The following is a 23,974-nucleotide window of genomic DNA, read 5'->3' as shown; positions in this document are numbered from 1 at the left end:
AAGCTGGGAGCTCCAAGCTGGAAGTCACTACGGCACGCCCGCTGGAAAGAGACCGGGGTGACTTCCCGCTTCCAGGCGCGCAGCGCCGCTTTTCCAGCTTCCCGCTATATGAATGAGGTCTGACATGTCACAGACAAGCTATTCAAGACTCGAGATCGACGACCGCGGCGTGGCCCGGCTGACGCTCGACCGCCCCGAGGTCCACAACGCCTTCGACGATCACCTGATCGGCGAGCTCAACGATCACCTGCGCCGCGCCGGGGAGCTCGCCCACCGAGGCGAGGTGCGCCTGCTGGTGCTGGCGTCCGTGGGCAAGAACTTCTCCGCCGGCGCCGACCTGCACTGGATGAAGCGCATGGCCGACTACGACTTCGAGGACAACCTGGCCGACGCCCGCGAGCTCTCGGCGCTGATGCACGGCCTCGACACCCTGCCCTGCCCGACCGTGTGCCGCGTGCAGGGCGCGGCCTTCGGCGGCGCCGTGGGCCTGGCCGCCTGCTGCGACATCGTCATCGCCTCCGAGAAGGCCCGCTTCTGCCTCTCCGAGGTCAGGATCGGCCTGTCGCCGGCGGTGATCAGCCCCTACGTGCAGCGCGCCATCGGCGAGCGGCAGCTGCGCCGCTACGCCCTGACCGCCGAGGTCATCGACGCGGCCACCGCCCAGAAGCTGGACCTCGCCCACTGCGTGGTCGAACCCGACGCCCTGGACGCCGCCGTCGATGCCATGATCGACAGCCTGCTGGCCACCTCGCCCCAGGCCAGCCGCGCCACCAAGGCGCTGCTGGCCGAGGTCGCCCGCGAGCCCGACAGCAACGCCACCCGCGACCACACCTGCCGCATCATCAGCGAGCTGCGGGTGAGCCACGAGGGCCAGGAAGGGCTCTCGAGCTTCTTCGACAAACGCCGCCCCGCCTGGGCCCCGGATTCCGACACGGAGCGCCATTCATGAGCCCCACGCCCCCTTCCACCCCGCGCTTCGACACCCTGCTGGTCGCCAACCGCGGCGAGATCGCCTGCCGCGTGATGCGCACTGCCCGCCGCATGGGCCTGCGCACGGTGGCAGTCTACTCCGACGCCGACGCCAATGCCCGCCACGTGCGCGAGGCCGACGAGGCCGTGCGCCTGGGCCCGGCCGCCGCCCGCGAGAGCTACCTGAACGTGGACGCGGTGATCGAGGCCGCACGGCGCACCGGCGCCGGCGCCATCCACCCCGGCTACGGCTTCCTGTCCGAGAACGGCGCCTTCGTCGAGGCGCTGGAGGCCGCCGGCATCGTCTTCGTCGGCCCGCCCGCCCCGGCCATCGCCGCCATGGGCGACAAGTCCGCCGCCAAGGCGCGCATGCAGGACGCCGGCGTGCCGCTGGTGCCCGGCTACCACGGCGAGGGCCAGGACGACGCCCTGCTGCGCGAGGAAGCCGGTCGCATCGGCTATCCGGTGCTGCTCAAGGCCAGTGCCGGCGGCGGCGGCAAGGGCATGCGCGTGGTCGAGAGCGACGACACGTTCCAGGCCGCGCTGGACGGCTGCCGCCGCGAGTCGAAGGCTGCCTTCGGCGACGACCGCATGCTGATCGAGAAGTACCTGGTGCAGCCGCGCCACGTGGAGGTCCAGGTGTTCTGCGACAGTCACGGCAACGGGGTCTACCTGTTCGAGCGCGACTGCAGCGTGCAGCGCCGCCACCAGAAGGTGCTCGAGGAGGCGCCCGCCCCGGGCATGACCGAGGCGCTGCGCCGCGAGATGGGCGAGGCCGCCGTGCGCGCCGCCCGCGAGATCGGCTACGTGGGCGCCGGCACCGTGGAGTTTCTTTTGGATGCGGACGGGGCGTTCTACTTCATGGAGATGAACACCCGCCTGCAGGTGGAGCACCCGGTTACCGAGATGATCACCGGCCAGGACCTGGTCGAGTGGCAGCTGCGCGTGGCCATGGGCGAACGGCTGCCGCTGGCCCAGGACGAGCTGACGATCGGCGGCCACAGCTTCGAGGCGCGCCTCTATGCCGAGGACCCCGAGCAGGATTTCCTGCCCGCCACCGGCACCCTGAGCCGCTTCGCCCTGGACCTCGCCGGCGCCGGGCTGGAGGCCGACAAGGTCAGGCTGGACAGCGGCGTGGAGAGCGGCGATGCCGTCTCGATGCACTACGACCCGATGCTCGCCAAGCTGATCGTCCACGGCGACGACCGCGCACAGGCGCTGGCCACCCTCAACCGCGCCCTGGCGGCGCTGGACGTGCGCGGCGTGGTCACCAACCGCGCCTTCCTGCAGCGGCTGACCGGCCATCCGGCGTTTCGCGCCGCCGAGCTCGACACTCGCTTCATCGAGCGCCACGAGGCCACGCTGTTCGCCGAGCGCGAGACCGCGCCGGAGGAGTACGCCGCCGCGGCGCTGATCGGCCTGCATCAGCTGGCCCGGGAGTGCGAGAGCGACTCGCCCTGGGACCGCCACGACGGCTTTCGCCTCAACGCGCCACACACCATCCGCATCGCCCTGTGCGCGCCCGAGCATGCGGCGGACGAGGACGACGCCGAGAGCGTAACGGTGGTCGAGGGCCGGCGCGAGCGCGAGTCCGCGCCCTGGCAGCTGTCGCTCGATGGCCGAACGTTCGCCGCCACCCTCGAGCCGCTAGAGGGCGACGCGGTGGCGGTGACCATCGACGGCCACCGTCGCCGGCTTCAGGCACGGCGGGACGACAACGTGGTGGTGATGGTCGACCCGATGCGCGAGACCCGGCTTTACTGGCGGCGCATCGACGCCATCGACCACGGCCAGCGCGAGACCGAGTCCACCCTCACCGCGCCCATGCACGGCACCGTGGTGGCGCTGCTGGTGGAGACCGGCGCCCGGGTGGAAAAAGGCATGCCGCTGATGGTGATGGAGGCCATGAAGATGGAGCACACCCTGGCCGCCCCCGCCGACGGGCACGTGGAACGCTTCCACTTCGCCGCCGGCGATACGGTCGGCCAGGGCGACGTGCTGCTGGAATTCGCGCCGGAGGAGTAACCCATGCCATTCCCCACTCACGTTCGCCTGGTCGAGGTCGGCCCCCGCGACGGGCTGCAGAACGAGCCCGAGGCGATCGACACCGCCACCAAGCTGGCCCTGATCGACCGTCTGGGCGCGGCGGGCCTCACTCACATCGAGGCGGCGAGCTTCGTCTCCCCGAAATGGGTGCCGCAGATGGCCGACCACCGCGAGGTGATGCACGGACTGCGCCGCCACGAGGGCGTGACCTACTCCGCCCTCACGCCCAACCTCAAGGGCCTGGAGGCCGCACTGGAATGCGGCGTCGACGAAGTCGCGGTGTTCGGCGCCGCCTCCGAGGCCTTCTCGCGGAAGAACATCAACTGCTCGGTGGCGGAATCGCTCGAGCGCTTCGCCCCGGTGCTCGAACGCGCGCGGGAAGCCAACGTTCGCGTGCGCGGCTATGTCTCCTGCGTGCTCGGCTGCCCCTACGAGGGCGAGATCGCCCCCGCCAAGGTGGCCGAGATATCGAAGGCCCTGTTCGACATGGGCTGCTACGAGGTATCGCTGGGCGACACCATCGGCACCGGCACCCCGCTCAAGGCCAAGCGCATGCTGGAAGCGGTGGCCAGGGACGTGCCGATGGACAAGCTCGCCGCCCACTTCCACGACACCTACGGCCAGGCGCTGGCCAATCTCTACGCCGTGCTCGAGGAAGGCATCGCGGTGATCGACAGCTCGGTGGCCGGGCTCGGCGGCTGCCCGTATGCCAAGGGAGCGTCAGGCAACGTCGCCAGCGAGGACGTGGTCTACCTGCTCAACGGCCTCGGCATCGCGCACGGCATCGACCTGGAGAAGCTCGCCGCCGCCGGCAGCTGGATCACCCGCGCCATCGGCCGGCCCAATCGCTCCAAGGCCGGCGTGGCGCTGGCCTCGCAGTAAGAGCCCGCGCCACAACGCCAAAGCCCCGAACCGGTCTCTCGGCTCGGGGCCTTGCTTTTCAGGCAGGACGCGCGGCCGCTCACCGCGACGGCCATGGCCCAGGTGCGCCGGGGGCTACTCCGGCTTGTCGAGGTAGTCGAACACGGCCGCGAAATCCTCGCGCCCGTGCCCGGCACTGCTGGCCTGCCCGTAGAGAGACTTGGCCAGGCCGGCCAGGAACAGCGGCTGCTGCTGTTCGTAGGCGGTCACATCCAGCAGGTGCAGGTCCTTGAGCATCAGCTCCAGCGGAAACTGGGTGTCGTAGTCGCCTTCCTTGATCAGCTCCGCCTTGCCCTTGAGGAAGGGCGCCGTCACCGGCAGGTTCGGCAGGGTCTCCATGAGGAAATCCCGGCTGAAGCCGAGCTTCTCGCCCAGCAGCGACGTTTCGGCATACACCAGCATGCTCTGGGCCAGCATGGCGTTGACCAGCATCTTGAAGGCGCTGCCCTGGCCGGCGGGCCCCACGTGGAGGATCTTCTGCCCCATGTGGTCGAGCAATGGCCGCACCTGGTCGACATCGTCGGACTCGCCGCCGAGCAGGAAGGTCAACTCCCCGGTTTCGGCCGGCATCTTGGTGCCGGCCACGGGCGCATCCAGGAAGCGTATTCCCCCGGCGCGCGCCCGCTCGTTGCAGGTGCGCGTGTAGGACGGATTCACCGTGGAGCAGTTGACCCACAGCGCCCCGTCGTCCATGGCCTCGACGAAGCCGTCGTCGCCGAAGGCGACGCCGTCGACCGCGTCCGGCGCGCTGAGCATGGTGAACACCACCTCGGCGCCGGCCACCGCCTCCCGGGCCGACTCGGCGGTTCGGGCGCCGGCCTCCGCGAGCGGCTCCATGGCCTCCGGCGACCGGTTGAAGACCGTGAGGGCGATGCCGTCGTGGGCGAGCAGATTGCGGGCCATGCGACTGCCCATGATGCCGAGGCCGATGAAGGTAACGTTCATGGCGTTCTCCCTGGTGCGTGCAGTGAATGGGGGGCGATCGGACGCTGCGGTAATCGCCGGTCAACCGAGGGTCAGGGTCTCCCGATCGGGTGAGGCCTTTCAACAAGCGGGCCACAACGCAAAAGCCCCGAGCCGGTCTCCCGGCTCGGGGCTTTGCCTTGTCACGCGGCTTACCACACGCTACGGCGCGCTAGCGCGGCCGACGGCTCAGGCCTGGGCCTTCTCGGCGGCCAGCGCGGCACGATGCGCGTGCAGCTTCTTGTAGCTCTCGATCAGGCGCTGGTGACGCTCCAGGCCTTCGAGCTGCATACCGACCGGTTCCAGGCCCGGGAAGCGGACCGTGCCGTTCACGGCGCCGACCACGGTCTCCATGGTCTCCTCGCCGAACATGCGGCGGAAGTTGTAGAGGAAGTCCTCGAGCTCCAGCTCGTCGTCGAGCGCGATCTCCAGCACCGCGTTCACGGCCTGGTAGAACAGCCCGCGTTCGACGGTGTTGTCGTTGAACTGCAGGAACATCTGCACCCGATCCAGCGCGTCCTCGAACTGGCCCAGCGCCAGGTTGATCATCAGCTTGAGCTCGAGGATGGTCAGCTGGCCCCAGACGGTGTTCTCGTCGAACTCGATGCCAATCAGGGTGATGATGGTCTCGTGGTCATCGATCTGGGTCTCTTCCAGACGCTCCAGCAGCTCGCTCAGCTGCTCGTCGTCCAGATCATGCAGGTGCAGGATGTCCTCGCGGAACAATAGCGCCTTGTTGGTGTTGTCCCACACCAGATCCTCCACCGGATAGACCTCGGAGTAGCCCGGCACCAGGATGCGGCACACCGGCGCGCCCAGGTCCTCGTGCACGGCCTGGTAGGCCTCCAGCTCGAGCTCGTCGAGGATGCCGAACAGGGTCGCGACTTCCTCTTCGTTGCTGCCGGAGAAGTCCCACTCGACGAACTCGACGTCGGCCTTCGAGCTGAAGAAGCGCCAGGACACCACGCCGGAGGAGTCGATGAAGTGCTCGACGAAGTTGTTGGGCTCGGAGACCGCCAGCGAGTTGAAAGTGGGCGGCATGAAGTCGTTCAGGCCCTCGAAGCTGCGGCCCTGCATCAGCTCGGTCAGGCTGCGCTCCAGCGCCACCTCGAAGCTCGGATGCGCGCCGAAGGAGGCGAACACGCCGCCGGTCTTCGGGTTCATCAGGGTCACGCACATCACCGGGAACTGGCCGCCCAGCGACGCATCCTTGACCAGCACCGGGAAGCCCTGGGCCTCCAGCGCCTCGACGCCCTCGAGAATGTGCGGGTACTTCTGCATCACCGCCAGCGGCACGTCGGGCAGCGTGATCTCCTCCTCGATGATCTGGCGCTTCACCGCCCGCTCGAAGATCTCGGACAAGCACTGCACCTGGGCCTCCGGCAGGGTGTTGCCGGCGCTCATGCCGTTGCTGAGGAACAGGTTCTCGACCAGGTTCGACGGGAAGTAGACCGTCTCGCCGTCGGACTGGCGCACGTAGGGCAGCGAGACGATGCCGCGCTCGGCGTTGCCGGAGTTGGTGTCGATCAGGTTGGAGCCGGCCAGCTCGCCCTCCGGGTCGTAGATCGCCCGGCAGTGGTCGTCGAGGATGCCATCCGGCAGCGAGTCGTTCGGCCCCGGCTGGAACCACTTCTCGTCCGGATAGTGGACGAAGTCGTGGTTGGCGAGGTCCTGGCCGAAGAACTGGTCGTTGTAGAAGAAGTTGCAGCTCAGGCGCTCGATGAACTCGCCCAGCGCCGAGGCCAGCGCGCTCTCCTTGGTGGAGCCCTTGCCGTTGGTGAAGCACATGTTGGAGTGGGCATCGCGGATGTGCAGCGACCACACGTGGGGCACAATGTTGCGCCAGGAGGCGATCTCGACCTTCATGCCGAGGCGCTCGAAGATCGCCGTCATGTTGGCGATGGTCTGCTCCAGCGGCAGGTCCTTGCCCTCGATCCAGGTGCTCTCGCCCTCCTCCGGCTTGGCCATCAGCAGGGCCTGGGCGTCCTCGTCCAGGTTCTCGACCGTCTCGATCTGGAACTCGGGGCCAGTCTGCACCACCTTCTTGACCGTGCAGCGCTCGATGGAGCGCAGGATGCCCTGGCGGTCCTTCTCGGAGAGGTCCTCCGGCAGCTCGACCTGGATCTTGAAGATCTGCTTGTAGCGGTTCTCCGGGTCGACAATGTTGTTCTGCGACAGGCGGATATTCTCGGTGGGAATGTCCCGCGCGTTGCAGTAGACCTTGACGAAATAGGCCGCGCACATGGCCGACGACGCCAGGAAGTAGTCGAAGGGACCGGGGGCCGAGCCGTCGCCCTTGTAGCGGATCGGCTGGTCGGAGATGACCGTGAAGTCGTCGAACTTGGCCTCCAGCCGGAGGTTGTCGAGATAGTTGACCTTGATTTCCATTGACAAAGCACCGGATTCGTGTGTGGGGCGGCCGTAGCGCGTAGCCGGCCATTATCCAGCTTTTGGGGGGCTTCGTCTTGGGCGGGTGGTCAAAAAATCGCCGCGGGCGGGGGCCACGAGATGGCTGCTGAGCCCCCTATGGCTTGGCGGGGCGAGGTGTCATGGCAATGAAGAAATTTGTAACGCCTCAATAACCGGCGCAGCTTTGCTGCGTCCGGCGCCGAAGGCGCGAAGTTGATTGATTTGTTGAGGTGTGACGGTATTTACCTGACAGTCGGCCGCTGAAAAGCAAAGTGGCCATAGTGCCCCCCGTGGGTTATAGAACGAGTGTCTGACGCTCGGCTGTAACACCATGAGGAAACGACTATGACCACCGAAGAAAAGGTAGCACGACGCAAGCTCAGTCTCCTAGAACTGGCCAAGGATCTGCAGAACATCAGCAAGGCCTGCAAGGTCATGGGCTACTCCCGGCAGCAGTTCTATGAGATCCGTCGCAACTATCAAACCTTCGGCTCCGAGGGGCTCATCGACAAGCTTCCCGGGCCCCGGGGACCACACCCCAACCGTGTCAGCGAAGAGATCGAAACGGCCATTCTCGAGCACAGCCTGGCCTTCACCACCCACGGTCCGGTTCGCGTCGCGCAAGAACTGGCGCTACGTGGCATTCAGGTCAGCTCTACGGGCGTCAGAGGCGTCTGGGGACGCCATGATTTGCTGACCCGTCATGAGCGCCTCCTGCGGCTCGAGAAGGCCACACGCGAGCAGAAGATCGAGTTGACTGAAGATCAGGTTCGCCACTTAGAACGCTTCAGCCCTGAGTTCCGTGAACGGCATATCGAAGTCCACCACACCGGCGAACTGGTCGCCGTCGATACCTTCTTTGTCGGAAGGCTCAAGGGGGTCGGCAAGGTCTATCTGCAGTCCGTCATCGACTGCTTCAGCCGCTACGCCTGGGGTCGCCTCTACACCAGTAAACTGCCCATCACGGCAGTACATGTGCTCAACAACGACGTGCTGCCTTTCTTCGAGGCCCACAACGCCAAAGTCAGAACGGTGCTCAGCGACAACGGCCGAGAGTTCTGCGGCCGGAAGGATCAGCATCCGTATGAGCTGTTCCTTCAGCTCGAAGAGATCGAGCACCGCACCACCAAGGTTCGGCGACCGCAGAGCAACGGCTTCGTCGAGCGGCTGCACCGCACTCTGCTGGACGAGCACTTCCGCATCCAGGGGCGTACCAAGTGGTACGAGGCTGTGGAAGAGATGCAGCAGGACCTGGACGATTATCTGGTCATCTACAACACGAAACGGCCGCATCAGGGCCGCAACATGAAGGGGGCGACACCCTATGCCGTCTTCAAGAAAGGACTCCCCAAGGGGACGAAGAAGGAGCCCAGGAAAACGGCAGAAAACACTGCTTAACTATAGGGAGCCCACTGGGGCATGTGTCAGGCGAACACCATCACTGTACAGATTTGTTAAGTTCATTTTCTCCGAGACTTCTTTATCCAGCTATCCCAAGACTCAACTCTTATAGATGGAGAGTTACCCCTTTCATACTCATGCCTAAGTTTACTTTCATTAAGATCATCCTTGCTTCGCCCCCCGATAACAACGGTGTGAAGATTGATGTCTTTATTTGGGTCAACGCCGAGCTTTCCTTTAGGGCCAACAAATGAATTAAACCTTTCACCGCCTGATTCAACAAACTCTCTTGTTTGATGAACAAATTGACGAAACTCTTCATAGTTTCTAGTGATATATCCCAGCCGCTTTCTGATCTGCTGAACTGCTTGGTTTGTTTTGGCCGAGAAATCTTCATAGTGATTACCATTAATAAGATTGTAATCACCCCCCTTTTACTTCTATCAAACTTACATCCATTCTCGACCTTCCAGAGAACATGACAAAATCAACAAATCCGCCATCTAGAGGAAACTCAGAAAAACAAATATATTCCTCACTAGGATGCGAATAGAAATCACCGATAATGGATAAGTCAGATTTGATCAATTTCTGGAGTTCGGTTTCGATAGCACCCGTGTCTATCGCGGCCTGCAGGGTACCCAAAGGAAGGCGTTGATTGATTATGTCTTCCCTACGATTTATAACGTCATAGGATTCAGAGTAAGGCTCATCCAAGTAAGGATCTATCTCGTGGCGAATTTTTTCTATTTCATCATAAATTCGAGGTATTTCTAGGGATGGAGTTGAAAATTCTGACGTTTCAACAAGAAGCAAATCGCAAGCATCCTCAAGATTAATTGATTTCCAGCTTGGGTTGTTTGATTTATCGAAAGCGACCAAATCAAAGCTACCTCCATCTATAAATTCTTTATCATAGTGCTCTACGACCAGTGTTTCTTTTTGAATGAATCCTTTTTCAATCAAGCATTCTCGAATTGTTTCCACTGAGTTTGTAACAGAGGAGCTTGGGTTTTTATCACCTAGATCAGTCAAAACGACTATAAGATCATTATTTTTTCCAACAAAATTTCTTACACGACAAATGGCATCCCTTCCTGACCAGCTGCCGGAATTGAACCTAAATACAAAATCGGAAACTTTCACTTTAACTCCTTGTGAACTTAACGCCAACCATCAGCGGCGCACGCCTTTGGCGCGTCCGCTGGATGGTTTTTTATACGACTTTTCATCTGACAACAAACATACTGAGCTGCTGAGAAAATATGGATATCAACCTCTCTCGGCTAACATTGTACTGCCATAGAGACTGGCCAAATCTCTTTATTTCATCTTCCTCTGGAAGTTCAGAAAACTCTTTTTCGCTCAGCAAGCCATATCTTACCCATTGCATCAACCAATATAACCTTCTGTTGCTCTCACTTTCTTCATTCAAATTATGCAACTTCAACTTTTCTATTACATCGGCGTATGTTGCCCTTCCATGAAGCAACTCATCAAACAGTGAAGGATCGACGACTTTGATGACTGCCAGGAATACTACAATAGGAACAAGCCTTAAGTGGTTCTCCGCGCTTGCCCCATAAAACACAGCTAGATTTGTAAACACTTTTTCTAGCTGCCTTAGCGACAAGTTGAAATGGTTTGCAAGAGGCTCAGTACATTCAACTATATTTCTATCGTCGCCCCATGTTCGCATTTCATGCAACTGAAGCAGCCTTTTTATGTATTTGCTTAGATCGTTGGTATATCGCTCTCAGGTATGCTTTGGTAACTTCGCTTCAATATTTACGAATTTTTGTAAGTATGTATGCGCATCGATATTTTGACCGTACACGCTTTTAATTGATTCCTCTAATTGTGCTTTGTTCATCACCAACAAGAATACAACATTCTCTACTGAGAATAGATGCTTGACCTTCTCAACGACATCTACAGCAAACGTAGGTTTGCACCTATCCAGCTCATCTATAATAATTACAATAGGTTTGCTGTCTTCGCTTTGAAGTTTTGACGGCAACTCCGACAACAATGCTCTGAAAGACTTAATAAGCTCAATATCGTTTGAATGTGCTGCGATTCTTTCCTCGACAAAACCCGCGACCAAGTCCGATGCGGTTTTTGATAAATCGCCTTTTATATCTTTCAGCTCATCAATGTCTGAGTCTTTGATGATCCCAAGGGTGGCTGCTTTTACTCCAATCTTAGCCGACCAAGATAACAACTGACCACCAACTTCCTTAGATTTATCTTTTAGTTCCGTTAATTTCCCCCTATGGTCTTTTATGATATTTTTTTCTGCGTAATTCGTGATTGCGCTTGCCACAGTAATAAAGGCATCATCCACATGATCATTCGCAAACGCATCAATATATAAATTCGGAATATTTGATTCAGATAAAAGACCTTGCCACATCTTAACAAACGTGGTCTTACCTTCCCCCCACTTACCATCCAATGAGAGCACCAGCGCATCGCTAGAGCTATCCACTAAATTTCGCAATGCTTCGCCATAACCCTTGCGATCCAAGGCGTCTTTTGTAAATGAGTCTCCGTCCTCAACAATCAACGGTGGTGTAACTATTCTCACGTTCGCTCCTTTTGCGTATAACGCCGCCTTAAGTGGTGAGTAACAGTTGGCTATAATGTGAAGCGAAGCGGAAACGAGCCAACTGTTACGAATCCGAATTTAAGGCCTTGTTATGTTTTCCATACCCCAGTGTCGGAAGTATCTGCAATAAAAACTGGGACTTGTCGCCTATTCCCTTGCTTTTTTTGAACTTGTTCAAATTCATTGAGTAGCTGTATTACCCTCGCTCTATCTGGAGCATATTCACCAATTACTATCTTTTCAGCTGGGCTTCGTAGTAATTGCTGGATTATGTGCTCATCTTTACCGCACATAAATGAGCATCCAAAAGTAAAAACACTTCCTTCTACTTTTTGAAGCCGATCATAACAGTAGCTCAAGTATTTATTCCCCCTTATTACCTCTCGCTTTTGCCTCCCCGTTCCTTCAGAAACAGTTATTGGGAACACACCATTTTCAATATTCCTCTCTACTACAGCTAGAATCGGATCATATTGAGAGCTTCTTACTTTCGTAGCAGAGATGCCATTTCTGTTTAGGAACAAAGCACCATGAGGAAATAGAAAATTGGAGTTATTGTCGGGATTAAAAACAAGATCGTCATGCTCATTTGAGTTGCAGAAAGAGTCAGCTCCTATGTATGGTTTTTTGTAACACCGAAGCCAATAAAGCAACAAGTCGTAGTTTAAAGAGTATATTTCATCGAATTGCCTCAAAAATCTACGACCACTCTCGATTTTTGCACCCATTTCAGGGGTGGCATTTGCAAAACTATTGGGGTGCGACGCTGAAACAGCGAGAACCAACTGCTCTCTTAGTAGATCTACTTGTTGTTGGTAGAAACGAAACTTATTCTCATGCTCACCATATTTAACAAAAACATCTATAGCGCTGTTCAATTTTTGATGAGCCAACTCAAAGTCTAGATTGCACTCCTGAAGTAGAGCATGTAAAGGCGAACCTTCTTCGATCTCACAAAGCTCAAGCAAGTTATTCCAGCTAAAGCACTTTGAACCAAAAGCTTGATCAAATGAAATACCAAAACCGTTACCAATGATAATATTCTTTTTACCAGCTCTATTAAGCTCTTTTTCAAAGTTTAGAATTCTAGGTTCAAACAACCGACTCTCCTGAAAACATAACGCTGAACTTAGCGGCGACCTTGCAATGGACGCGAAGCCGCAATGAAAAGGGCGTCCGGCGGCCACAGGCCGCGAACTACAGCGCCTGGTTATGTGCTACCCGAAGAAACAGCCATTCTCATCGGCATTCACGATAGCAAAGAATTCCTCGATGGATCGTGACTCAGGTTCTGGCGTGTACGAATGCCACTTCAGATCGCTACGCATCCAGTAGATTTTCCAGCGCTGCGCTTTCTTCACGTAGGTAGCTTTTGCTACCGGTGATTCAATGATCGTGGACGGCTCCCGGAAATGAGGGCGGATCTCGACAATTTGCACGCTTTGGCCAGACACCCGAACGTCTATATCTAACTTGGGCCGGATCTCGACTGGCGGCCTCCGATTTTCCAGAAACTCTGAAGCGGCCCGCTCAATTTTCTTTGATTCAAACTCACTGAATGCCATACGGATTCTCTATTGGAACGCCCACATAACGCTGCGCTTTGCGGCTGCTTTGTAGCGGCAGCGGAAAAGCAGTCCGGCAACAGCGCTTTGTTACGCTTTTAGCCATGTGTAGAACTCTTCTGGCATTTCATCTTCTACTGCTTCAATGGTTCGAATATCGACGGTGGAATTGCAGCCCATCAAAGGCACTTCGATAATTTCCTCTTGGGTTGACCAATCCATTTTGAGATACCGTACTTGGTCTTCGTCATAGGCTATTCCATTCACTCGTCCATGCCCGTACAGCTTCATGGTTTTACCAAACTGCTCTCTTTTCTTTAGGACTACAAGATCGCCTTTGCATATGCTGTTGAAACGTTCTACCTGATGTTCACTCTCGTGATAATCGAATCTACAGATTCCCTTTTCCTTCCATTCGGTATCAAGGCGCTCATTGAAGTCCGCTCCGGGGCAAAACCCCATAAAAAGAATGTAAGAGTCGGTTGGCGCAGCGTTGCTTATCGCATCAAGAACGTACTTCGCTTCAGAATCACCCTTGCTATATTTTTCGTCAGCGTTCCACTTCAGCTTGACTAGATCGGCGCGACTCATGCTCCCGTTTTTGATTCGATCAATTACTTTGTCGTACTTCATAAAATCTCATTATTTAGATTGAGAGCGTAACAGTGATTAGGTGGATTTCTCGATAACAATGATGAACGTGCCAGCACGTTCATCATTGTTATCGAGCTGTCATTTTTCACCTAACCCATTGATACCATGGGAAGCTAAGAAAAGCTCGGCTCTTTTTATGCAAAATTCGCGCGCTTGCGCGTTTTCCAGGCAGCAATAATACTGTATACATATCCATGCATCGAGAGGGCTTTCATGGATACGCACAGCAAGCCGCGTAAGCTGATGGATCGCGTGAAGGCTACCCTGCGAGTCAAGCGCTACAGCCTGCGAACCGAGAAGATCTACTGCTACTGGATTCGCTTTTTAACCCACTTCAGCCATATCAAGTGACCGGCTAGTTAGGGAAGACATCATTCGCGCAGCCTTATTGAGCAATAAAGTGACTCGTCAGATCTTCAATCAGAGGGTTTCCCAAGAGCTCTTCCCTCACTTTGACAACCCACTTGAAAGAGCCATTTCTATGTTCAACCTTGTAAAACACCTTCTTGAAGTTTTTAAGACTCACACCAAAAGCGTACTCAACGTCAAACTCATCATCAAACACAATATAAACTAAATAGTCAAAGTTTTTGGCAACAACATTTGAGTCATTGATATAGGTTTTTGGCTTGTAGTTATCATGCTTCTTCACCCTCCCCTTAACCTCAATCTTTCTCCCAGCCCTATCTACCAGATCATGACCAGCAGTACCATTGCGCGTCCTCCCCCCGCCATAAACCTGATGGACCAAGTACTCCGCATACTGTCCAACAGGATCGGTCAAACTATTAGCCACCCCGACCTCTTCACCAGACAAGCGCTTTTTTATCTCTAAGAAGGCGCACATCAGACTCTTGACATCATACGTCTCTCTGATCGAATCCAACAAATTCACAAAAACCCTTACTATTTTTCAAAAAGATAATCGGGGGCAGCCCTCAATTACCTTTTACATTAAAAACCCTAATAACCATAAAGCCAAGCAACATCAAAACTTGAGCACGTCATACTTCTTCACCCAATCACTCGCGAAACATTAAGGGGCACACACTTCCTCTCTACTATTTCTTATCCAACATAATCTTTTTCAATACTGAACTAGATGGATAAAGAACCTTTGCGCTTGGAACCTCCCCTGCGGCTGGATCCAGATGCGAATCCTGATCATCGAAGAAAATATGAGGCTTAAACACTTTCAAAAACCTGCTTTTTTCTAGCCCGCCTAGAAAGAACGCCTGATCTATATATACATCCCAACTTCTGAGAGTTTTAATGACCCTCATTTCGGCAGGGCTATTCCTAGCTGTCATTATCGCTAACTTAACGGGGGAGTACTCAATGCGCCCAGGCAGTCTCTCTTGCACCTTAGAAAGCTTTTTCAACAAATTAGCATAAGGCCCTTCTTGTAAAGGAATATCCTGCTTTTCATTTTCGGTTCGCCAAAACTCCTCAAGCCCATCAGTCTGGTTAACTACCTCACTGTCTTCACTAAACAGCACTGCATCTGCATCAAAAGCAAATCGAACTTGGTCTTCATTCAAGACTTCTGATGAACTCGGCGGCCTCTTAACTAAAGCGGATGCACATACACCGCTATCAATCACTTCCTGAGCATCTTGCTCATTAGTGGTGAGAAACAAATCAACGTAAAAAGCATCAAGATAAATCGAGCTTGCTTCGCCAGCTGTAAACGCCGATCTGGTTATCGGCAGCTCTCTTCTGCGAATTTCATTTAATACACGAAAACCTGTTTCAGGACTATTCCTTGAAATCACCACAACTTCAACAATTGGCGCCTTGTCATCCGAGCTCTTGTGAGAGTTCAAGTTGAGCAATGAACGAACCAAAGGAATTGCCGTACCATCTTCCAAGGGCTCATCTTCATGTTCGAGCATATATGTACGATACTCATCAATAGCAGTATCTGGGTCTACGTCGTTTTTCTCTCTAAACATCTTGTCAGCTTCCGACAAGTCAAATAGAGCTGTCGCCGAGATTCCCACCACAAGCGTTTCACTTAAGTCAACTGGCATAGCAACCACCTCATCTTAATCAAGAAAAACCAGGCAAGCACTAAAAAACTTAAGATACTTATGAATTAACATTTAAATAGTGTGTAAAAAGCACGCCCCGAACCTATGTCAGCTCGGGACGGGCTTAAAAGGCAATATCCCAAGATTTGGCAACCCCGATGAAGGCAGGCTTGTTTACCCCCTCACCAGCGTCTCGAAGACACGCGCCACGGCTTCGGCGCCGGGGTCGACGATGCCCTTGAGCGCGCTTTCCGGCACGTAGGCGGAGCGCCCGGCGTTGGCGGTGGTGAGCGAGGCGGTGTCGTCGGCGCCTTGGCGGGCCGCTTGAGAGGCGTCGGCCAGGGTGTGACCGGCCTGCAGCAATGCGATCGCCGGCAGCAGGGCGTCGAGCATGGTGCGGTCCCCTGCCCTGGCGCCGCCGTATTCCTGCATCTTGTTCACACCTGCCGCGAGCGCGTCCGCCGGGGCGTCGCCGCGGTCCAGGGCGCTGCCCGCGGCGGTGAACAGGATCGACAGCAGCACGCCGCTGGAGCCGCCCATGTCGCGGGCCAGCAGCTGGCCGATGCCGGTGAACAGCGGTGCCAGCGCGGTGGTGGTCAGCTGCCGGGCATCCAGCGCGCGGGCCAGGCTGTCGGCGCCGCTCTGCATGCTGGCCCCGGCGTCGCCGTCGCCGCTGCTGGCATCCAGGGCGTCCAGCGCCTCGCGGGCGTCGCGCAGCGTCTCGATCACTTGCCACAGCGCCGCCGCGGTCTCGGCGTCCTGCGGGGCGTCGTCGATCAGGGCGTCGTGGCCCTGGGCCGTGTTCGGCGTGAAGGTGGGCGCCTGTCGCACGCCGCGAACGCCCGGCCAGGCGGGGGCGTTGGTCGGCGCCGAGAGGGCGGCCAGCAGCTCCGGCGTGCCGGGCACCAGGGTGACGGAGAAGCCGTGCATGTCGAGCGAGGTCATCAGCGGCGCGGGGCCGATCAGGTGGCTGACGCGGCCCTCACCCAGCTGACGCAGCAGGCTCTCGGCCAGCACGCCCATCTCCTGGGTCGAGCAGCTGCCGAGGTTGTTGAGCATGGCCACCCAGGCGGTATCCGGCGCCGCAGCATCGGTGACGGCGAGCGCCTCGCGCAGCGGCTCGAGCACCAGGCGCATGGCGTCGTCGGCGCTCTCGGGGGCGACCTCACGAGTACCGGTCTCGTTGTGAATGCCGAGGCCCAGCTCGGGCGAACGGGAGGCCGCCGGCTGGCCGGGCTGCGCCGCGGGCTTCAGCGCCATGCCGAGCGAGCCCATGCGCTCGCACAGGTCGCGCGCCTGGCGCTGGATCTCGCCGAGCGGCACTCCTTCGCCGGCCAGATACCCGGCCAGCTTGTGCACCAGCAGCGTGCCGGCGATGCCGCGCGACTGCGGCGCCTCGGCGATGGCCACGTCGTCGGCGACGATCACCATCTCGACGTTCAGCCCCTCGCCGCGGGCGCGCTCCGCCGCCAGGCCGAAGTTCAGGCGGTCGCCGGTGTAGTTCTTCACCACCAGCAGGCAGCCGGCCTCGCCGCACACCTCGCGGATCGCCGCCAGGATCGGCTCGACGCTGGGCGAGGCGAACAGGCTGCCGGAGATCACGCCGGTCAGCATGCCCCGGCCGATGAAGCCGGCGTGGGCGGGCTCGTGCCCGGCCCCGCCGCCGGAGAGCACGGCCACCTGCTCGCAGCCGTGTTTTGCCCGCTCCCAGTCTTCCCTGATCAGAATCCGCAGCCCGCTTTCCGGCTCGGCCACGCGCAGATCGGCGGTCGACGCCGCGGCGTGGAGGATGTCGTCGACGACGCGGTCGAGCGCGTTATAGAAGCGTTCCATAGGTCTCCCCGGTGGTGCCGGCGCGATCCGTACGATGCGGCCGGGATGAACTTGATATGGCGCTAACTATCCTGCTACCAGGCAATGGCGGCGTCCAGGCGCCGACGGGAAGGTCATGCTTATTCGGGGGAAGGCAACGGCAGCCGTCGAGGCGGTTCATCGGCGCCTGGGGAGAGGGAAAAACGGAAGGAAGCGTTTTGGGTCGGCCACGCTACCGCCTGCCGACCTGCATGATGCGACGACACTCCAGCCGTCTCTGCGGTAGCCCCCTGCGTCCCTTTATGTGGCCATCTTCAGTGGCCTTATTAGCCGATCCTATTCGAAGGGGATATCGGCTGCAAAAGGCACGGCTTGAACTGTGCCGAATGGCGCAGAAACGTGCGGGTTTGCAGAGGTTCGGGGCCCGAGTAGGCTGGGAAGCCACATCGCATGGTGGGAGCCACGGCATGTCAGGATCGAACGACCATCAGGAATCCGGCCACGACGGGCCCGAGCGCGACGAGGCGCCAGACCGCCGACTGCGGCTGGTCTACGACGGCGACTGCCCGATGTGCCGGCGCTACGTGCGCTGGCAGCGCATCCGCCGCGACGTCGGGGAGCTGGAGCTGATCGACGGGCGCCGGGAGAGCGAGGCGCGCCACGAGCTCAGCGACCAGGGCATCGACCTGGATCAGGGCTTCGCGCTGCAGATCGGCGAACGCTGGTATCACGGCAGCGAGGCCCTGCATCGCCTCACCCTGCTCGGCACGCGCAGCGGCGTGTTCAACCGGCTGATGTACCGCCTGTTCGCGAGCCCGCGGCGCGCCGCCCGCCTCTACCCCTGGCTCAAGGCCTGCCGCAACGCCCTGCTGCGCCTGTGCCGCATTCCGCCCATCGACAATCTGCGCCGCTGAGCGGACGCGTCTCAGCCGCCCAGCACCACGGCGTCGGGAATCTCGTAGCGCTCGTCGCCGACGCGGATCGTATGGAGGTCACCCGCGTGGCTCGCTCGGAACTCGCCGGGGTCGGCCTCGCTGGTGCCGGCGCCGATGGCCCGGCCCAGTCGGAAGTACACCGTCCGGCTCCGGCCATCGGGCTTGGCGATGACGACGGTGGCGTAGCCACCGCCGCTGCGCGCGACGCCGAATTCGCAGCGCGACATCGGCTGGCTGGGCGTCATGGCACAGGGCACGGAGCCGGTGGCATCGAAGTCGCCCTGCCCGGCCCGCAGTGCGGAGTCGTCGGGCCCGGTCGCCGCGCTGCCGTCCGGCGACATGGCAGGCGTCAGATAGTCGGCGGCCACATAGCCCCGCGGGCCGCCGCCGAGCGGTTGGACATCGCACCAGGCGCGCGCTTCTGCGGCCCGGCACCCCAGGTTATCGAGCAGGGTGCCGGCCTCGAGGCGGGCGACGACTTGTGCCGACACGGATGGCCCGGCTCGCAGGTTCAGTCTGCCGGACACGTCCACCACCTGCCAGTTGCGCGGCCCTCCCTCCTCGGGCGCGGCCGGCACGCCACTGGCCTCATTGGCGCTCGCCAAGGCAGGCAACATCAGCGCCATGCTCAGCGTCAGCGGCATCACTACTCTACGGGAAATCATGGCCCACCTCCGTGTCGAAATCGTCGATGCGGGAAGCATACTGGTATCTTCTCTCGCCATGAGTCGTTTTCCTGCCCACCAGGAACCGTGTCCAAGATCGACTCTACAGGGCCATGGTCGCCGAAAATGGCGCGGAAAACATCGAGGAAATCGTCTCGAGGGCTGAACCGATACCAGAGCATATGTACGATCTCATGATGCATATGGCCGATCATGGTGCGGTAGGGCTCGTCCAGTGCTTGGCAGCGATTGGCAGCGCGACAGTGATTATTGCAAGTGTCGATTATCCTGCAGATGACTGAGCCACTAGGGAGGAGGGGATGAGCTACATCACGTTCCTGGCGGGACTCTGCTTCCTGCTGGTCGGTGCCGAAATACTGGTTCGCGGCGCGTCACGGCTGGCGGCACATCTCGGTATCTCGCCGTTGGTCATCGGCCTGACGGTAGTGGCGTTCGGCACCAGCTCGCCTGAGCTGGCGGTCAGCATCAAGGCCGCGTTCGCGGACCAGGCGGGCATCGCCATGGGTAACGTGGTGGGCAGCAACCTGTTCAACATCCTGTTCATCCTCGGGCTCTCGGCCATGGTGACGCCGCTGGTGGCCGCTCAGCAGTTGATTCGCTTCGATATTCCCTTGATGGTCACCCTCTCGGCAGCCCTGTTGCTGCTTATGCTGGATGGGCAGCTTAGCCGCCTGGATGGTGCCCTGCTGGCGGCGGGCCTCGTTGCCTACCTCGCCTTTCTGCTTTACCAGAGTAAACGGTCTCACGCCGAGGCCACCGCCTCTACCCCGGCCTCAAGGCCTGTCGCAATGCCCTGCTGCGCCTGATGGGCGTGGCCCCCATCGACAACCTCTCCGGAGAGCGGCGGCGCCGAGGTGACGAAGAGTGACCGGGGAGAGACCCGCAGCTGGGATTATCTCGCTATTCCCGAGGCTTCCTCACACGCCAATAGCGGGCAATCGTGGGCTTTACGCTGACCCCGTGAACCACGATCGACAAGGCCACCACCACCAGGGTCAAGTGTATCAACTCCAGGGCTATCTCCTCTGGCAGCCCGTGTTGGATGGCATACATGAGATAGTACAACGAGCCAATGCCACGGACGCCAAACCAGCCCACGAGGTGGCGCATGCGCATGGGGGCCCTGCTGCCGAGCAGGCCAAGGTGCACGCTGACGGGGCGGGCGACAAAAAACAGAAACGCCGCGAAACCCACGGCTCGCCAACTCCATGAGTCCCAGAACAGCGAACCGCCGATCAGTAACACCAGCACGATTTCTGCCAGCCGCTCGAGATGTTCATTGAAGGCCAAGGAGCTTTCGCTCACGTGCACGTACACTCTGGTCTTCGGCTCGTCGTCCGGGCGAGTCTCGATACGCTTCGAGTACTCTTGCTTCAAGCCGGCCAATTTCAGTTCGGTATGGCGCAGCGCCACCGCGGCACTGAACACGGCCAAAAAGCCCCAGGCATCCACTAGCAGGCTGACGCCATAGGCGAGTGCTATCAGCCCCAGGCCGAGAAAGCTTTCCAGGAAGGCGGTATCCCAAAAGGTCGTGCGGATCTTGCTGACCAGCCAACCCACGCCAGAACCTGCCAGAATGCCGATGCCGATGCCGGCACCGCTGGCCCAGAACACATCCACTACCAACCACCGCCAACCGGCATCGCCAAGATCGTGCAGCCCCAGCAAGCCCAATCCGAGCATCACGAACGGGAAGGCGCTGCCGTCATTCATTCCGGCCTCGCAGGTCAGTGCGAAACGTAGATGGTCAGGATCACCGGCATAGCGCACCTGAACTTCGGTCGCCAGCACTGGATCGGTCGGTGCGACGACGGCACCCAGCAATACGGCAGCCCCAAGAGGCAAAGCGAGCCAATAATAGCCGAACAGCGCCACCAGCCCGACGGTAATCGCCATCGAGACGATCGCCAACTGCAGGGGATTTCGCCAGCGCTTCATGGTCACCGGTGCCGGCATTTTTACGCCGGCGCAATACAGTGAAATCAGTACGGCTATCTCGGTCAGAAACTCCAGTAACGCCGATTCTTCCAATGGATTGTAGTGAAACAGCTCAAAGCCCATCGGCCCGAAGATCAGGCCGATCACCAGATACAGAATGGCAGAGGTCGCGGGCACTTTCTTGAAATAGGAGAAGGTAAAGCCCACTACCAGCAGCAGCGTTCCAATCAGTATGAACCAGGTCGCGGTCGTCATAGGTGTCTCATTGCCCCTTCCCCGGCCTGAGGTCGGGAGATGTCCACGGCGTTCAGGCGCGGCATCCAGCCGCTCAGGTGAGTTCCTTCTGCTGGCGGCCTCCATGCGTATTTCCAAGCTTGCGGGGGCTGCATCATCATGCCGCCTTCACTCGCACGGTTCCGGCATCATTGGACGACGGCGACGCCCACGCTACCCAGCACGTCAACGCCCCTGCGCGCCCCGACGCAGCCAGTCATGCACGAAGGCGAGCTTACGGCGCGCGGCGTCAGATAGCACGAAGGGGTAGAGGTCCGACAATCCCATGGAGCGGTTGACGTGATTGACCCTCACCGTGAGGGCGGCCGCCATATGGATCAGGCGCTCGGCATCCACTTCCGAATACGGGTCCCAGCCCGGGTTCGGCAGCTCAGGCGAGGACAGGCCCGCCGCGACGAAGCTGTCGGCAATATCGGTCAGGTGCAACAGATGTGCAGCGGTTTCGGCCCAGTCCTCATGCGGATGCGAGGAAGCGTAGGTGGTCAGGAAGCGCTGCCGCCAATCGGGCGGAGGCCCCTCATGGTAGTGGCGCTGGAGAGCCGTGGGATAATCCGCGCGTTCGTCGCCAAACATGGCGCGGAAGGCGTCGAGGAAATCGCCTCGAAGGCTGAGCCGCCACCAGAGCATATGGGCGATCTCGTGGCGCATATGGCCGATCATGGTGCGGTAGGGCTCGTCCAGTGCTTGGCGGCGAGTGGCGCGCAGGACCGGGTCCGCCTCGGCGACGCTGATCGTCACCACACCCTCGACATGCCCCATCAACACGGGCGTCAGGCCTTCGGCGAGCAGGTGAAAGACGGGGCGCGCGCCCGGATCCTCCGGCCGGAACCAATGCCAGCGGCCAAGATTGTCGAGCGCCCAGCGCTTGGCGGCTTCGGTCTGCGACCAGTTGGGGATGGCGCCGGGTATGGCGGGGTCGGGGGCCAGCGCCGTCATGGCGCAGGAGCGGCAGAAGGCCCCCTGCGCAGGCGCCATCCAATTGCAACCGATGACGTCCCGGTTGGCGCAGAAGGGCGGCATCGGCAGGAAGGCCCGCGCCTGCGGGTCGTAAGCAACGGGAGTGCCATCGGCGGTGGTGAGGTTATCGAACCAGAGAGACCCGGAACCGACTGGATTGGCAAAAACGCGCATACAGTAGGGGCTCCCGAAGGACAGCGGGGCACAGGGCCCGAAACGTCATGAATTCATCCTTCGCTTCTCCCCGTCGTGTGTCAACTCGTTTGGGGCGCGGCCGGATATAGCCCCAGGCCAACATGCCCCATGCTGGCCACCCACTCCGACGATTGCCATCGTGCCGGTGGCTTGCGGCAGAATCGCTTATCATGCATGTGACTGAACCACTGGGGAGAAAGGGATGAGCTACATCACGTTCCTGGCGGGACTCTGCTTCCTGCTGGTCGGTGCCGAAATGCTGGTTCGCGGCGCGTCACGGCTGGCGGCACGCCTCGGCATCTCGCCGCTGGTCATCGGCCTGACGGTCGTGGCGTTCGGCACCAGCTCGCCGGAGCTGGCGGTCAGCATCAAGGCCGCGTTCGCGGACCAGGCGGGCATCGCCATGGGTAACGTGGTGGGCAGCAACCTGTTCAACATCCTGTTCATCCTCGGGCTCTCTGCCATGGTGACGCCGCTGGTGGTCGCCCAGAAGTTGATTCGCTTCGATATCCCCTTGATGGTCGCCCTCTCGGCAGCCCTGTTGCTGCTCGTACTGGATGGACAGCTGAGTCGCCTGGATGGAGTCCTGCTGGCGGCAGGCCTCGTTGCCTACCTCGCCTTTCTGCTGTACCAGAGTGCTCGATCTCGGGCCGAGGCCAGCGCCGGGAGCGACGCCATGCCTGCTGCCCGCGATGCCTGGGGGGTCAACCTGCTGCTGGTGGCGGCAGGGCTGGTCCTGCTGGTGCTGGGCTCGCGATGGCTAGTGGAGGGAGCGGTGACCTTTGCCAGCTTCCTTGGGATCAGCGAGCAAGTGATCGGCCTGACCATCATCGCGGCGGGCACGTCCCTGCCCGAGGTCATGACCTCGCTGATCGCGGCCCTGCGCGGCGAGCGAGATATCGCCGTGGGCAACGTGGTCGGCAGCAATGTGTTCAACATTCTCGGCGTGCTGGGACTTAGCAGCCTGCTGGCGCCGTCAGGCCTTATGGTGACGCCCGCCATGATCAGCTTCGATATCCCCGTGATGCTGGCCGTCGCGGCGGCCTGTCTGCCGATCTGTTTCACGGGCGGCTCCATCGAACGATGGGAAGGTGCCCTGCTGCTGGGCTACTACATCGCCTATACCCTCTACCTGATCCTGGCGGCGACTCAGCATGATGCACTGGCCGGATTCACCGGGGTCATGCTGTACTTCGCTCTTCCGCTAACGGTCCTGACACTGGCGGTGCTCAGCCTGCAAGAGCAGAAGCGGCGCTCCGGCAGGCTTCGCTGATCCCAGGGTTCGCTCGCGATCGGTGGCGCTGCCTCAGGACGAGGGGCGATCAAGCGCCAGCGTCCGGCGCCCCTTCCTCGGCTCGTTGGGGGATAGGCGGCACAGCCGTCGCCTCGGGGGTATCGCTGGAGTCATCGGCGAGGCGACGGTCGATATAGTGCAGTACCGCCAACTGGGCGAAGAGAAAGGCAACGCAGAGAACGATGCCAAGGATCATGGTCGTGTTCCGGAGAGGGGCCTGTCTGCATCATAGGCCAGCGCCGGCCAGCCTCACCATCGAATGCTGAGTGGCCGACGCTGGCCCACCGCTGC

General features: G+C 59.5%; 25 protein-coding genes. 8 read left to right on the top strand and 17 right to left on the bottom strand.

Annotation, left to right across the window (positions count from 1 at the left end):
• The first annotated feature begins 124 nt into the window (after window positions 1-124).
• The 3 genes from MYL53_RS02120 to MYL53_RS02110 are packed head-to-tail and all read left to right on the top strand — an operon-like array spanning window position 125 to window position 3,897.
• Window positions 125-949 carry an enoyl-CoA hydratase-related protein gene (locus tag MYL53_RS02120; protein ID WP_247851720.1) on the top strand — a complete coding sequence of 275 codons (825 nt, stop codon included), beginning with the start codon at window positions 125-127 and terminating at the stop codon, window positions 947-949.
• Window positions 946-2,994, top strand: coding sequence for an acetyl-CoA carboxylase biotin carboxylase subunit (locus MYL53_RS02115; RefSeq protein WP_247851718.1), 2,049 nt, complete (start codon window positions 946-948; stop codon window positions 2,992-2,994). The genes MYL53_RS02120 and MYL53_RS02115 overlap by 4 nt, the downstream gene beginning before the upstream one ends.
• 3 nt (window positions 2,995-2,997) lie before the next feature.
• Window positions 2,998-3,897: a hydroxymethylglutaryl-CoA lyase gene (locus MYL53_RS02110; RefSeq protein WP_247851717.1), complete on the top strand. Its 900-nt coding sequence runs from the start codon at window positions 2,998-3,000 to the stop codon at window positions 3,895-3,897.
• A 114-nt stretch (window positions 3,898-4,011) separates the two neighbouring features.
• On the opposite strand, the gene MYL53_RS02105 is transcribed toward MYL53_RS02110, so the two are convergent.
• Together MYL53_RS02105 and MYL53_RS02100 are read right to left on the bottom strand one after the other, a co-directional pair.
• On the bottom strand, window positions 4,012-4,881 hold the full coding sequence (locus tag MYL53_RS02105; protein ID WP_247851715.1) for an NAD(P)-dependent oxidoreductase: 870 nt from the start codon (window positions 4,879-4,881) through the stop codon (window positions 4,012-4,014).
• 207 nt (window positions 4,882-5,088) lie between these two features.
• Window positions 5,089-7,287, bottom strand: a complete 2,199-nt coding sequence (locus MYL53_RS02100) for an OsmC domain/YcaO domain-containing protein (RefSeq protein ID WP_247851714.1) — start codon at window positions 7,285-7,287, stop codon at window positions 5,089-5,091.
• Window positions 7,288-7,653: 366 nt separating this feature from the next.
• Here MYL53_RS02100 and MYL53_RS02095 point away from each other — a divergent pair, with 366 nt between their 5' ends.
• Window positions 7,654-8,706: an IS481 family transposase gene (locus tag MYL53_RS02095; RefSeq protein ID WP_247851713.1), complete on the top strand. Its 1,053-nt coding sequence runs from the start codon at window positions 7,654-7,656 to the stop codon at window positions 8,704-8,706.
• Window positions 8,707-8,768: 62 nt separating this feature from the next.
• Here MYL53_RS02095 and MYL53_RS17360 read toward each other — a convergent pair whose 3' ends face one another.
• The 7 genes from MYL53_RS17360 to MYL53_RS02065 form a co-directional block, all read right to left on the bottom strand.
• Complete coding sequence (locus tag MYL53_RS17360; protein ID WP_425591733.1) at window positions 8,769-9,122, bottom strand: Shedu anti-phage system protein SduA domain-containing protein; 354 nt, start codon at window positions 9,120-9,122, stop codon at window positions 8,769-8,771.
• Window positions 9,123-9,132: 10 nt separating this feature from the next.
• Complete coding sequence (locus MYL53_RS02090; RefSeq protein WP_247851712.1) at window positions 9,133-9,855, bottom strand: Shedu immune nuclease family protein; 723 nt, start codon at window positions 9,853-9,855, stop codon at window positions 9,133-9,135.
• Between the two features lie 82 nt (window positions 9,856-9,937).
• Entirely contained in the window at window positions 9,938-10,417 is a 480-nt protein-coding gene (locus MYL53_RS02085; RefSeq protein ID WP_247851711.1) for a hypothetical protein, read from the bottom strand.
• Between the two features lie 48 nt (window positions 10,418-10,465).
• A complete protein-coding gene (locus MYL53_RS02080; RefSeq protein ID WP_247851710.1) occupies window positions 10,466-11,299 on the bottom strand; it encodes a KAP family P-loop NTPase fold protein in 834 nt (277 codons plus the stop codon).
• Between the two features lie 110 nt (window positions 11,300-11,409).
• Complete coding sequence (locus MYL53_RS02075) at window positions 11,410-12,420, bottom strand: DUF4917 family protein (RefSeq protein WP_247851708.1); 1,011 nt, start codon at window positions 12,418-12,420, stop codon at window positions 11,410-11,412.
• Window positions 12,421-12,537: 117 nt separating this feature from the next.
• Window positions 12,538-12,885: a DUF3024 domain-containing protein gene (locus MYL53_RS02070; RefSeq protein ID WP_247851706.1), complete on the bottom strand. Its 348-nt coding sequence runs from the start codon at window positions 12,883-12,885 to the stop codon at window positions 12,538-12,540.
• A 90-nt stretch (window positions 12,886-12,975) separates the two neighbouring features.
• Complete coding sequence (locus MYL53_RS02065; RefSeq protein ID WP_247851705.1) at window positions 12,976-13,518, bottom strand: hypothetical protein; 543 nt, start codon at window positions 13,516-13,518, stop codon at window positions 12,976-12,978.
• 234 nt (window positions 13,519-13,752) lie between these two features.
• Here MYL53_RS02065 and MYL53_RS02060 point away from each other — a divergent pair, with 234 nt between their 5' ends.
• Window positions 13,753-13,890: a phage integrase N-terminal SAM-like domain-containing protein gene (locus MYL53_RS02060; protein WP_247851704.1), complete on the top strand. Its 138-nt coding sequence runs from the start codon at window positions 13,753-13,755 to the stop codon at window positions 13,888-13,890.
• Between the two features lie 34 nt (window positions 13,891-13,924).
• On the opposite strand, the gene MYL53_RS02055 is transcribed toward MYL53_RS02060, so the two are convergent.
• The 3 genes from MYL53_RS02055 to MYL53_RS02045 form a co-directional block, all read right to left on the bottom strand.
• On the bottom strand, window positions 13,925-14,386 hold the full coding sequence (locus MYL53_RS02055; protein WP_247851703.1) for a hypothetical protein: 462 nt from the start codon (window positions 14,384-14,386) through the stop codon (window positions 13,925-13,927).
• Between the two features lie 214 nt (window positions 14,387-14,600).
• Window positions 14,601-15,572: a 5'-nucleotidase gene (locus MYL53_RS02050; protein WP_247851701.1), complete on the bottom strand. Its 972-nt coding sequence runs from the start codon at window positions 15,570-15,572 to the stop codon at window positions 14,601-14,603.
• A gap of 174 nt (window positions 15,573-15,746) precedes the next feature.
• Complete coding sequence (locus MYL53_RS02045) at window positions 15,747-17,405, bottom strand: dihydroxyacetone kinase subunit DhaK (protein WP_247851700.1); 1,659 nt, start codon at window positions 17,403-17,405, stop codon at window positions 15,747-15,749.
• 446 nt (window positions 17,406-17,851) lie between these two features.
• On the opposite strand from MYL53_RS02045, the gene MYL53_RS02040 reads away from it, so the two are divergent.
• Window positions 17,852-18,298: a DCC1-like thiol-disulfide oxidoreductase family protein gene (locus tag MYL53_RS02040; protein ID WP_247851699.1), complete on the top strand. Its 447-nt coding sequence runs from the start codon at window positions 17,852-17,854 to the stop codon at window positions 18,296-18,298.
• Window positions 18,299-18,309: 11 nt separating this feature from the next.
• Here MYL53_RS02040 and MYL53_RS02035 read toward each other — a convergent pair whose 3' ends face one another.
• The gene (locus tag MYL53_RS02035) at window positions 18,310-18,984 is read right to left on the bottom strand and encodes an SH3 domain-containing protein (RefSeq protein WP_247851698.1); all 675 of its coding nucleotides are present in this window, start codon (window positions 18,982-18,984) and stop codon (window positions 18,310-18,312) included.
• Window positions 18,981-19,268 (bottom strand): putative zinc-binding metallopeptidase, encoded by a 288-nt coding sequence (locus tag MYL53_RS02030; RefSeq protein WP_345740352.1) that lies wholly within the window; start codon window positions 19,266-19,268, stop codon window positions 18,981-18,983. Before MYL53_RS02030 ends, MYL53_RS02035 begins: the two co-directional genes overlap by 4 nt.
• Window positions 19,269-19,304: 36 nt before the next feature.
• Here MYL53_RS02030 and MYL53_RS02025 point away from each other — a divergent pair, with 36 nt between their 5' ends.
• Window positions 19,305-19,811 (top strand): sodium:calcium antiporter, encoded by a 507-nt coding sequence (locus tag MYL53_RS02025; protein WP_247851696.1) that lies wholly within the window; start codon window positions 19,305-19,307, stop codon window positions 19,809-19,811.
• Between the two features lie 94 nt (window positions 19,812-19,905).
• On the opposite strand, the gene MYL53_RS02020 is transcribed toward MYL53_RS02025, so the two are convergent.
• Window positions 19,906-21,198, bottom strand: a complete 1,293-nt coding sequence (locus MYL53_RS02020; protein WP_247851695.1) for a cation:proton antiporter — start codon at window positions 21,196-21,198, stop codon at window positions 19,906-19,908.
• Window positions 21,199-21,402: 204 nt separating this feature from the next.
• Window positions 21,403-22,368, bottom strand: a complete 966-nt coding sequence (locus MYL53_RS02015) for a zinc-binding metallopeptidase family protein (protein ID WP_247851694.1) — start codon at window positions 22,366-22,368, stop codon at window positions 21,403-21,405.
• Window positions 22,369-22,591: 223 nt separating this feature from the next.
• On the opposite strand from MYL53_RS02015, the gene MYL53_RS02010 reads away from it, so the two are divergent.
• Window positions 22,592-23,662 carry a calcium/sodium antiporter gene (locus tag MYL53_RS02010; protein WP_247851693.1) on the top strand — a complete coding sequence of 357 codons (1,071 nt, stop codon included), beginning with the start codon at window positions 22,592-22,594 and terminating at the stop codon, window positions 23,660-23,662.
• 49 nt (window positions 23,663-23,711) lie between these two features.
• On the opposite strand, the gene MYL53_RS02005 is transcribed toward MYL53_RS02010, so the two are convergent.
• Window positions 23,712-23,879 carry a hypothetical protein gene (locus tag MYL53_RS02005; protein ID WP_183386306.1) on the bottom strand — a complete coding sequence of 56 codons (168 nt, stop codon included), beginning with the start codon at window positions 23,877-23,879 and terminating at the stop codon, window positions 23,712-23,714.
• Window positions 23,880-23,974 lie beyond the last annotated feature (95 nt).

This window comes from Halomonas getboli, from assembly GCF_023094245.1.
GTDB classification, from domain to species: Bacteria; Pseudomonadota; Gammaproteobacteria; order Pseudomonadales; family Halomonadaceae; genus Halomonas; species Halomonas getboli.
Note: the sequence above shows the minus strand (reverse complement) of the source record. Positions and strands in the feature narration are given on the sequence as shown.